The following is a 10,578-nucleotide window of genomic DNA, read 5'->3' as shown; positions in this document are numbered from 1 at the left end:
ACGCCTCGTCCCAACCCTGCACCTGCTCAACCGTGACCACGTCCGGGAAACGATCCAGAACTACTCGAAGTAGTGATCCGCCGTAGCAGTACTAGTCGGCCTTCACGCTCACCGCGGCCGGGGCCGGCGACACCGGGGCCTCGCCGGGCGGCTCGTCCGGGACGTGGGTGAGCCTGCTCGGCCACCACATCCACCGGCCGAGATCCAGGTTGAGCGCGGTGACCAGCACCGAGCGCACCACCAGGGTGTCCAGCAGCACGCCGAACGCCACCGCGAAGCCGATCTCGGCGAACGCCACCAGCGGCAGGCTGCCGAGCGCGGCGAACGTGCCGGCCAGCACCACCCCGGCCGAGGTGATCACGCCGCCGGTGGCGGCCAGGCCGATCAGCGCGCCGCGTTTGGTGCCGTGCTGCCAGGACTCCTCGCGGACCCGGGTCATCAGGAAGATGTTGTAGTCGATGCCGAGCGCGACCAGGAAGACGAAGACGAACAGCGGGAACGCGGTGTCCTCCCCGGCGAAGCCGAAGACGTGCCGGAACACCAGGACGCTGACCCCGAGTGCGGCGGCGAACGACAGCACCACCGTGGCGATCAGGATCAACGGCGCGACCACGGCCCGCAGCAGCACCCCGAGGATCGCCAGCACCACCAGCAGGACCAGCGGGATGATCAGCCGGTTGTCGTGCTTGTTCGCCTCGTTGATGTCGAGGGTCATCGCGGTCATCCCGCCGACCTTCGCGTCCGCTCCGGGCACCGCGTGCACGGCCTCGCGCACCGCGAGCACGGTGTCGTTCGCCTCGTCGCTGTCGGCCGCGGCCGTCAGCGTGCCCTCCATCAGCGCCAGTCCGTCGCGCACCACCGGCTCGCCGACCGCGCTGATGCCGGGCGTCGCGGCGAACGCGTCGCGCACCGCGGCCACCTGCCCCGCGTTGGTGATCACCACGACCGGCTGGCCCTCGCCGGCCGGGAAGTGCCGGGCCAGAACCTCCTGACCGGCGGCGGACGGCTGCTCGGTGGTGAACGAGTCCTGCTGGGACAGGCCGTTCGCGTTGAGCTGGAACAGGCCGAGCGACATCACGCCGAGCGCCACCGCGGTGCCGATCCAGACGGCGCGCGGGCGGCGGGCGATGCGCGTGCCCATCCGGGCCCACATGCCCGTCGCGGTCGGCTCGGCGGAGCCGTAGGCCGGGCGGACCGGCCAGAACAGCCAGCGGCCGCAGATCACCAGCAGGGCCGGCAGCAGCGACATCATGGCGAGCAGGGCGATCACCACGCCGATGGCGGCGACCGGGCCGAGGCCACTGGTCGCGTTCACCTCGGCCAGCATCAGGCAGGACATGCCGATCGCCACGGTGGCGGCACTGGCGATGATCGCCGGCCCGGCCCGGTGCAGGGCGAACATCATCGCCTCGTGCCGGTCGCTGTGCCGGCGCAGCTCCTCGCGGTAGCGGGCGACCAGCAGCAGGGCGTAGTCGGTGCCCGCGCCGAAGACCAGCACGGTCAGGATGCCGGCGCTCTGCGCGTTGACGACCAGGCCGTTGTACTCGGCGAGCAGGTAGACGACCGCCTGCGCGGTGATCAGCGCGGCGCCGGCCGAGATGATCGGAAGCAGCCAGAGGACCGGGCTCCGGTACGTGATCAGCAGGATGATCGTGACGATCGCCAGGGTGGTGTAGAGCAGGGTGCCGTCGACCCCGGCGAACGCGGCGGCCGAGTCGGCGGCGGAACCGGCCGGCCCGGTGAGGTGCACGGTGAGGCCGTTCTCCCCCGTACCGATGACGGTGTTGATCTCGTCGACGACGTCGGCGATCTTCTCCCAGCCGTCCCTGTCGACCTCGATCGGCACGATGAGCTGCAGCGCCTGGCCGTCCTCGGCTGGGACGGGGCCGATGATCTCGCCGGTCACGCCGGTGACCGACCGGATCGCCTGCCCGTCGGCGGCGGCTTTCGCCCGGTCGGCGTCGGTGATGCCGGAGGTCCGCTCATAGACGATGATCGCCGGCACCAGGTCGGCCGGCACGAACCGCTGCTGCAGCTCGGACACCTGGGTGGCCTCGGCACTGCCGGGCAGCCAGGACGCGTTGTCGTTGCGCTCGGCGCTGCTGAGTTTGCCGGCCAGCGGGCCGGCCACCGCGAGGATCGCGATCCACAGCACCAGCACGAGCCATTTCGTGCGCCGCCCGCAGACGAACCGCGCTATCGTTCCCGTCGCCATGATTCCCCCCGGATCAGACGTCAGCCCCGCGGAGCTTAGGCATGCGGGAAGATCGATCTGAACCCTGAGAACGGTCAGATCAGGGTTTCCTCAGGGAAGAACCACTCGGTGAACGCGGCTGTCCGAAACGGACGGCATAATCATCCGGTGGACAACTGGGAATACGCGCGGCTGGAGTACCGCGCCGCGGGCACGCTGGGCTCCGACCGCTTCATGGACTGGACGGCGACCTTCCACCATCCCGGTGGGGTGCTGCGCTGGGGCACCGACGAGCGGTTCGACGACATCCGGCACCTCAACCGCGCGGGCGCGGCCGGCTGGCAGGCCTACGACCGGGCGGTGATCCACGTGAAGGACGAGCCGCACCGGCTGAGCAGCGTGACGTACTCGATGCGCCGCCCGATCCCGGTCGAGCCACCCGCGGTTCCCGGCGTGGCCTGATCATGGCGCCGTCGCCGTGATGGCTTAAATTCGCAGGGTGCCCCGAGAGACCGGAACGAAGCTGATCGCCTCGAACAAGAAGGCGCGGCACGACTACGCCATCCTGAAGACGTACGAGGCGGGCCTCGTGCTGGCCGGGACCGAGGTGAAATCGCTGCGCCTGGGCCGGGTGTCGCTGGTCGACACCTTCGCCCAGGAGCACGACGGCGAGATCATGCTCTACGGCCTGCACATCGCGGAGTACGGCTTCGGCAGCTGGACCAACCACGCCCCGCGCCGCACCCGCAAGCTGCTGCTGCACAAGGCCGAGATCATCAAGATCCTCAACCAGCTGGGCAACGGGACCGGCCTGACCCTGGTGCCGCTCTCGCTGTATTTCAAGGACGGCTGGGCGAAGGTCGAGCTCGGCGTGGCGCGCGGCCTGAAGGCCTACGACAAGCGGCAGGTGATGGCCGAGCGCGACGCCAAGAAGGAGATCGCCCGGGAGATGGGCCGGCGCCTGAAGGGCCGCCGCTGACGACGGGCCCGGCCGGTGATTAGGCTCGACCAATGATCACCTTCGGTCTCGACACCTTCGGCGACGTCACCGCCGGCGACTCCTATCCCCAGGTCATCCGCAATGTGGTCGAGCAGGCCGTGCTCGCCGACCGCCTCGGCATCGACGCGTTCGGCGTCGGCGAGCACCACCGCGACGACTACGCGATCTCCGCGCCGGAGATCGTGCTCGCGGCGATCGCCGCCCGCACCGAGCGGATCACCCTGGGCACGGCGGTCACGGTTCTCAGCTCCGACGATCCGGTACGGGTGTACGAGCGTTTCGCCACCCTGGACGCGGTGTCGAACGGCCGTGCGGAGATCATCCTCGGCCGGGGTTCGTTCACCGAGTCGTTCCCGCTCTTCGGCTACGACCTGGCCGACTACGAGCGGCTGTTCAGCGAGAAGCTGGACCTGATGGCGCACCTGCTCGACGAGAAGCCGGTGACCTGGTCCGGCACGGTCCGGCCGCCGCTGAGCGACCAGCAGGTCTACCCGAAGACCGAGTCCGGGCGGATCCGCACCTCGATCGGGGTCGGCGGCAGCCCGGAGTCGGTGGTCCGCGCCGCCCGTTACGGCCTGCCGCTGGTCCTGGCGATCATCGGCGGCGCCCCGGCCCGGTTCGCCCCGTACGTCGAGCTCTACCACCGGGCGCTCAAGGAACTGGAGCAACCGGAGCAGCCGGTCGCCGTGCACTGCCCCGGCTTCGTGGCCGCCACCGACGAGGAGGCGGTCGAGGTGCTCTGGCCGCACGCCCGGCGGATGCTGGACCGCATCGGCCGCGAGCGCGGCTGGCCGCCGCTCACCCGCGACCGTTTCCAGGCGGACATCACCGAGGGCGCCTGGCACGTCGGCTCGCCGGAGACGGTCGCCCGCAAGATCGCCGACACCGTGCAGGCGCTCGGCATCCAGCGTTTCGACCTGAAGTACTCGCACGGCACCCTGCCGCACGACCGGCTGATGACCTGCGTGGAGCTCTACGGCACGCAGGTGATCCCCCGGGTCCGGGAGATTCTGTCCTAGAGTCGGACCCATGACCGAGCGTCTGGACTGGATCGACCCGACACTTCGCGAGTGGGACTGCACGGTGGTGTGGTCGGATCCGGCCGATCCGGAGGCGGGCATCGTCCTGGACCGGTCCGCTTTCTACCCGGGCGGTGGAGGCCAGCCGCCGGACCACGGGGTGCTGCTCTGGGAGGGCGTGCAGACCCGGATCGTCGACACCCGCCGTGCCTCCTCCCCCGGCGCCGATCTCCACCTGATCCCGGCGCCGGGCGACCCGGTGCCGGCGCCGGGCACGGTGGTGCGCGGCGCGATCGACGACGAGCGCCGCAGCAGCCTGATGCGCACCCACTCCGGCCTGCACATTCTCTGCGGCACCGTGTTCCGCGACTTCGGGGCGCTGGTCACCGGCGGCAACATGCAGCCCGGCGAGGCGCGGATGGATTTCAACATGCCGGAGGTGCCGCCGGGGTTCAAACAGACCCTGGAGGACGCGGTCAACGCGGAGATCGCGGCCGACCGCAAGATCGTCGCCCGGGTGCTGCCCCGCGAGGAGGCCCTGGCCATCCCGACGCTGGTGCGCACCCAGGACGCCCTGCCGCCGCTGGAGAACCCGGAGATCCGGGTGATCGACATCGTCGGGCTGGACGTGCAGGCCGACGGCGGCACGCACGTGGCCTCGACCGCGCAGGTCGGCCGGGTCACGGTGGTGAAGGTGGAGAGCAAGGGCCGGCAGAACCGCCGAGTCCGGATCAGGATCGCGGACTAGCGGGCCGGCCGGCCCTCGAACTACCGAACTGCTCGCACCGGCGAGCTACTTGATGCCGGCCTTGCGGCAGGCCGTCACGAACGCCTTGGTGCAGAGCGCTTCCTTCTTGACGAAGCCGACGTCGACCACCCGCTTGATGTTCTTGATGGTGATCGCCTCGGGCTCCAGCGACTGGAACGGGATGGTCAGGCCCGACTCCGGGTCCTTGATCTTGGCCGCCACCGGCGGCTCGATGCCCTTGTAGAGGTCGATGGCGAGCTTCGCGGCCGCCTGCGCCTCCGCCTCGATCGACTTGAAGACCGTCATGCACTGGTCGCCGGCGAGGATGTTCTGCAGGCCCTGCACGGTGGCGTCCTGGCCGGTGACCGGGACCTTCCGGTTGAGGCCCTTCTCCTTGAGCACCTCGATGGCCGCGTTGCCGAGGCCGTCGTTGGCGGCGAGCACGCCGTCGATGTTCGGGAACTGCTTGAGCATCTGGGCGAAGATCTCGCGGGCCTCGTCGTTGTCCCAGTCCTGCACGAACTGGTCCGGGCCCTTGATGTAGATCGCGTTGTCGTAGAGCGGCTGCAGGACGCTGTCGTAGCCGTTCTTGAACAGGGTGGCGTTGTTGTCCGTCGGCGACCCGTTCAGCTCGGCGACGACCGGGACACCGGTCTTCTTCGTCTTGGCCAGGCAGGACTTCAGGTACTCGCCCTGCAGCTGGCCGACCTTCTCGTTGTCGAAGCTGACGTAGTAGTCCGCCGCCCCGTTGAGCGTCATCCGGTCGTAGTCGATGACGAAGACGTCCCGCTGCTTCGCGGCGTCGATCACGGCCTTGCCGCTGACCGAGTCCAGGTTCGCGATCAGCAGCACCTTGACGTTGTTGTCCAGCAGCTGCTCGGCGAGGCGCTTGAACTGCTCCTTGTCACCCTCGGCGTTGAAGATCTCGAACGGCACGTTGGCCTTCTTGAACTGCTCCGTCAGGTAACGCGGGTCGTCCGTGCTCCACCGCTGCGAGCTCTTGGTGTCCGGCAGGATCACACCGATGCCGCCCTTGCCGGTCGTCTTCTCACCGCTGGCGATCGCCGTGCCGTTGCTCCCACCATCACCGGTGTCACCGCCGTCGTCACAGGCCGTGAGCGTCATGGTTGCCAACAGGCCGGCGGCGGCCAGGGCGGCCAAAGACTTGCGCATGGCGATAGTAGTCCTCTCAGGGGGTCATCCCGAGCTGCGTGGAGCCGCTGAACGGTCCGCCAAGTATCGGCCAGGGCACCACGGGCGCAACATCGGGAGGGGGGCCAGAGGACAAGATTATTCATTTATCAGCCGTGACTGCCAAACAAACACGGAGGGTAGTCACTTCATCCCTTGTCCGCACCCGCGGTCAGGCCTTCGGTGAGCAGCCGCTCGGCAGCGAAGAAGATGATCACAATCGGCAGGGTGAGCACGACGGAACCGGCCATCAGGACGGTCTTGCTCACCTCGATACCGCCGGAGAGCTGCGCCAGGCCCAGCGAGACCGTCCAGTCGGCGCGGTCCTCCACCAGAAAGAGCAGGGCGAAGAGGAACTCGTTCCAGGCGATCATGAAAACGTAGAGCGCGTTCGCCATCACCGCCGGCGCGGCCAGCGGCAGGATCACCTTGCGCAGCGTCTGCAGGCGGCTGTACCCGTCGATCGCCGCGGCCTCCTCCAGGCTCTCCGGGATCGTGGCGAGGTAGTTGCGCAGCATGTAGATCGAGACCGGGACGGTCTGCGCGATGTACACCAGTGTCAGCCCGCCCAGCGAGCCCCGCAGCCCGAGCCGGGTGAACAGCACGAACAGCGGGATGGCGAGCAGGATCGACGGGAACAGGTAGACCGACAGGAACAGGAAGTGCACCTGCCGGCGGCCGACGAACCGCATCCGGCTGACCGCGTACGCGCCGGGGATCGAGACCAGCAGGGTCAGGGCGGTGGCCGCGATCGACACCATCGCGGAGTTCGCCAGGAACTTCAGGAAGCCCTGCCCGCCGCTCTCCGCCGAGGTGAGCACCTCCCGGTACGTGCGGGTGGTCCACTCGGACGGGGCCAGCCACAGCTGGCCCGGGTTCTGCAGCAGCTCCTCGATCGGGCGGACCGAGAGCAGCAGCATGTACAGGAACGGGAAGAGCGTGGCGACCACCAGCACGATGATCACGATCGGACGCAGGATGTTGAGGACCCGCGTCTCGACGGCTGCCCGGTCGGCCATCAGTCCTCCCCTTCGACCCGCGGCGCGAGGAACTTGAGGTAGATCGCCAGCAGCACCACCAGGCCGAGGGCGAGGACCAGCGCCTGCGCGGCCGCGGCGCCGACGTCGAAGCGGGCGGTGAGGAACTCGTACACCCGCACGCTGACCACCTCGGTGCCGGCGCCGCCGCCGGTGAGCAGGTAGACGTCGTCGAACTTGTTGAACGTCATGATGAACCGCAGCACGCAGAGCAGCGCGATCACGGCGCTGAGCTGCGGCAGCAGGATGTGCCGGAAGACCTGGGTGGGTGCGGCGCCGTCCACCCGGGCCGCCTCCTCCAGATCGTGCGGGACCGCCTGCAGCCGGGCCAGCAGGAACAGGAAGGCGAACGGGAAGTAGCGCCACGCCTCGAACGCGATCACCGTGAACAGGGCGAGCGGGATCTCCACCTGCCAGCCGAGCAGGTTCAGGGCGTACTCGCGCTGGCTGAGGAACGCGATCGGCCGGTCCCAGCCGAGGAACCGCACGCCCCAGTCGTTGGCCAGCCCGAACTGCGGGCTGAGCAGCACGTTCCAGACGAAGGTCACGGCCACCACCGGCGCCACGTACGGCAACAGCACCGAGGCCCGCACCAGCGTCCGGCCACGGAATCGGCCGCGCAGGGCGAGCGCCGCGATCAGGCCGAGCACGATCGAGCCGAACGTCGACCCGACCGTGTAGATCAGCGTGGTCCACAGCGACGACCAGAACCCCGGCGAGGTCAGCACCGTCTCCAGGTTCGCCAGGCTGTACTCGCCGAACACCCCGGCCCGGCGCAGGTTGATCAGCCGGATCCGCTGGAACGCCAGCATGACGGTCCAGAGGATCGGCACGACCACGACGACCAGCACCACGATCAACGTCGGCGACAGGTACGCCAGGCCCGCGCGGTTCTCCCGCTGGCGGGCGGTCAGCGGCTTCTTACCCGGGCGCGGCTCGCCCTCCGGACGTTCCCCGGGCCGCGGCGGGTTCTCGGTGGCCAGGCTCACTCGGGGCTCACTCGAGCGACTTCTGGATCGTCTTGACGTCTTCGGCGGCCCGCTCCGCCGCGCCGGCGGCATCGAGCTCACCGCTGGCCAGACTGTTGATCGCCTTCGGCACCGGCAGCTCACCGAGGGTCGCGCCGACCAGGGCGCCCTGCTTCTGCGGGAAGCCCCAGCGCTGGAAGGTGTCCGGGCTCTTCTGCAGGGCGGTCAGCACGTCCGCCGGGTAGATGTCGGCCAGCGGCTTCTTGCTGTCCACCCCGGCCGGGAGCTTGTTCCACGCGGTGGTGAACTTCTCCGCCTCCTCGGCGGTGCCCTTGCGTACCGGGATCTTGCCCTCCGGGGCGATGCCGAGCCAGTCGGCGTACCCCTCGTTCATCATGTACGCCACGAACTTCTTCGCCGCGTCGGTGCGCGGGCCGTCCTTCGTGATCGTCCAGCTGGTGATCTCACCGAACTGGGCCGGCTGCCCCTGCGGCCCGGAGATCGCGGTGACCACGCCGGTGTTCTTCGCCAGCCAGGTCGGGTCGCTCTTGCACTGCGCGCAGGTCGGCAGGGCGTCGTTGCGCAACCCGGCCATCTCGTCGAGCAGGAACGACGACCAGACCACCATGGCGGCCTTGCCGGAGAAGTAGGTGGCCCGGGTGGTGTCGACGTCCTGCGCGCCCGGCACCGACCAGTTCTTCACCAGGTCCTCGTAGAGCTTGAAGGTCTCCACGCACGGCGGCGAGCTGAGCTGAACGTTCTTCGCCTCGTCGACTAGCTGGCAGTTGTTGCCCAGCGCCAGGTTCTCGAACGTCTGCTGGGTGAAGGCGTCGTTGCCGACCGTGGCCAGGGCGGCGCCGGCGACGTCCTTCGAGTTCAGCTTCTGCGCGGCGGCGCGGATCGCGTCGTACGAATCCGGGGCGGCCAGCCCGGCCTGCTGGAACAGGTCCTTGCGGTAGAAGAGCAGCTGCGCCCAGCCGTCCGACGGCACCGACAGCTGCGTGCCGTCCTGGCTGGTCAGCTCCAGCGCGCGGGCGGAGAACGTCCCGGTGCCGAGCTGGTCGACGACCGCCTTCGCGGCGTCGGTGTCGATCAGTTCGTTGGTCGCCATCTGCGCCACCGCGGCCAGCGGGAGCGCACCGACCACGTCGGGCAGCGTGCCGGCCGCCGCAGCCGAGGTGATCAGGCTGCTAAACTGGTTCTCGTCGGTCGCGACCAGCTTCACCTGGATGCCGGTGGCGGCGGTGAACTTGTCGACGATCTTCTGCGTGGCCTGCATCCGGTCGGTCAGGTTCTCCAGACTCCAGACGGTGAGCGTGCCGCCGGCCTCATCACCCCCGTCGTCCCCGCCACAGCCCGCGAGCGTCGCGGCAAGCAGTACGGCCGCTGCCGCGGCTCCCCATCGTGACCCTGTCCATCGTGACTGCGTCGTCATGATGTCCTCCCCGTTGCGCATCGATGACGGAGAACTTCTCTGACGGTAAGCCCGCCGCCCGGGTCGCGCGACCCGAGAGCCGAACCCAAGACCACAATGGGGTGATGACGATGACCATCAGGGTCGCCACCCGCGCCGACCTGCCACGACTGCGGGCGCTGATGGCGGCCGCGATCGCCGAGTTGCAGAAGCGGTTCCTGAGCCCGGAGCAGATCGCCGCCAGCACCGCGATCATGGGCCTGGACACGCAACTCGTCGACGACGGGACGTACTTCGTGGTCGAGGAGGGCGCGGCGATCGTGGGCTGCGGCGGCTGGAGCCGGCGGGCCACCCTCTACGGCGGCGACCACTCCACCGGCCGCGACGCCGGGCTGCTCGACCCGGCCCGCGACCCGGCGAAGGTGCGCGCCATGTACACCGATCCGGCGCACGCCCGGCGCGGCATCGGGCGGATGATCCTCGCCGAGTGCGAGCGCGCGGCGGCCGCGGAGGGGTTCACCACGCTGGAGCTGATGGGGACTCTCTCCGGGCAGCCGCTCTACACCGCCGCCGGGTTCGTGGTCGTGGAACACCTCGAGGACGACCGGGGTGGCGCACCGGTTCCGCTGGTGCGCATGCGCAAGCCGATCAGCTGACCGTCCGCTCCCCGGTCGCCGCTCACGGGATGCTCAGCCAGGCGGCGGCGTCGCGCGGCAGCAGGCCGTCCGCGGTGAGCGGTGCGCTGGTCAGCAGAGGGGTTCCGGGCGGCAGCGGCACCGGCGCGGAGCCCATCGCCACCACCAGCGCGAGGTTCGGGCGGCGGGCGATCAGCCGGTCGTCGCCGTCGACCGACCAGGCGACCGGGTCGCCGGCGGCGAGGACGCCCTCGGCGTGCAGGCGCTTGCGCAGGGCGATCGCCTCGCGGCACAGCGGCAGCGTCGGCGAGGCCAGGTGGGCGTCCCAGCCGGCCGGGACCGGCTGCCTGGGCGGCGCGGCGCCCGGCGGGG

The 10,578-nt window shown here is 69.7% G+C and carries 11 protein-coding genes; 5 read left to right on the top strand and 6 right to left on the bottom strand.

Features of this window, described 5'->3' with window-relative positions:
• Positions 1-91: 91 nt before the first annotated feature.
• Positions 92-2,215, bottom strand: coding sequence for an MMPL family transporter (locus AB0F81_RS47940; protein ID WP_360210549.1), 2,124 nt, complete (start codon positions 2,213-2,215; stop codon positions 92-94).
• A gap of 147 nt (positions 2,216-2,362) precedes the next feature.
• On the opposite strand from AB0F81_RS47940, the gene AB0F81_RS47935 reads away from it, so the two are divergent.
• From AB0F81_RS47935 to AB0F81_RS47920, 4 genes are read left to right on the top strand one after another with little or no spacing between them, the layout of a single operon-like run.
• Positions 2,363-2,656, top strand: coding sequence for a hypothetical protein (locus tag AB0F81_RS47935; protein WP_360210547.1), 294 nt, complete (start codon positions 2,363-2,365; stop codon positions 2,654-2,656).
• Between the two features lie 37 nt (positions 2,657-2,693).
• Positions 2,694-3,173, top strand: coding sequence for an SsrA-binding protein SmpB (smpB, locus tag AB0F81_RS47930; RefSeq protein WP_360210545.1), 480 nt, complete (start codon positions 2,694-2,696; stop codon positions 3,171-3,173).
• A gap of 32 nt (positions 3,174-3,205) precedes the next feature.
• Entirely contained in the window at positions 3,206-4,213 is a 1,008-nt protein-coding gene (locus tag AB0F81_RS47925) for an LLM class flavin-dependent oxidoreductase (RefSeq protein WP_360210543.1), read from the top strand.
• 10 nt (positions 4,214-4,223) lie between these two features.
• Positions 4,224-4,961: an alanyl-tRNA editing protein gene (locus AB0F81_RS47920; RefSeq protein ID WP_360210541.1), complete on the top strand. Its 738-nt coding sequence runs from the start codon at positions 4,224-4,226 to the stop codon at positions 4,959-4,961.
• Between the two features lie 45 nt (positions 4,962-5,006).
• On the opposite strand, the gene AB0F81_RS47915 is transcribed toward AB0F81_RS47920, so the two are convergent.
• The 4 genes from AB0F81_RS47915 to AB0F81_RS47900 all read right to left on the bottom strand — a co-directional run bounded on the left by AB0F81_RS47915 (position 5,007) and on the right by AB0F81_RS47900 (position 9,592).
• Positions 5,007-6,134, bottom strand: coding sequence for a substrate-binding domain-containing protein (locus AB0F81_RS47915; protein ID WP_360210539.1), 1,128 nt, complete (start codon positions 6,132-6,134; stop codon positions 5,007-5,009).
• A gap of 167 nt (positions 6,135-6,301) precedes the next feature.
• Positions 6,302-7,171, bottom strand: coding sequence for a carbohydrate ABC transporter permease (locus tag AB0F81_RS47910; protein WP_360210537.1), 870 nt, complete (start codon positions 7,169-7,171; stop codon positions 6,302-6,304).
• Complete coding sequence (locus AB0F81_RS47905; RefSeq protein WP_360210535.1) at positions 7,171-8,178, bottom strand: sugar ABC transporter permease; 1,008 nt, start codon at positions 8,176-8,178, stop codon at positions 7,171-7,173. Before AB0F81_RS47905 ends, AB0F81_RS47910 begins: the two co-directional genes overlap by 1 nt.
• Positions 8,179-8,185: 7 nt before the next feature.
• Positions 8,186-9,592: an extracellular solute-binding protein gene (locus AB0F81_RS47900; RefSeq protein WP_360210533.1), complete on the bottom strand. Its 1,407-nt coding sequence runs from the start codon at positions 9,590-9,592 to the stop codon at positions 8,186-8,188.
• Positions 9,593-9,696: 104 nt separating this feature from the next.
• Here AB0F81_RS47900 and AB0F81_RS47895 point away from each other — a divergent pair, with 104 nt between their 5' ends.
• The gene (locus AB0F81_RS47895; protein ID WP_360210531.1) at positions 9,697-10,227 is read left to right on the top strand and encodes a GNAT family N-acetyltransferase; all 531 of its coding nucleotides are present in this window, start codon (positions 9,697-9,699) and stop codon (positions 10,225-10,227) included.
• Between the two features lie 22 nt (positions 10,228-10,249).
• On the opposite strand, the gene AB0F81_RS47890 is transcribed toward AB0F81_RS47895, so the two are convergent.
• A partial coding sequence (locus tag AB0F81_RS47890; protein WP_360210529.1) for a DUF3459 domain-containing protein occupies positions 10,250-10,578 on the bottom strand: 329 nt, incomplete at its 5' end.

This window comes from Actinoplanes sp. NPDC024001 (assembly GCF_040638955.1).
Classification (GTDB): Bacteria; Actinomycetota; Actinomycetes; order Mycobacteriales; family Micromonosporaceae; genus Actinoplanes.
The sequence above is the reverse complement of the archived record's forward strand: the minus strand, read 5'-3'. Positions and strand labels throughout refer to the sequence as shown.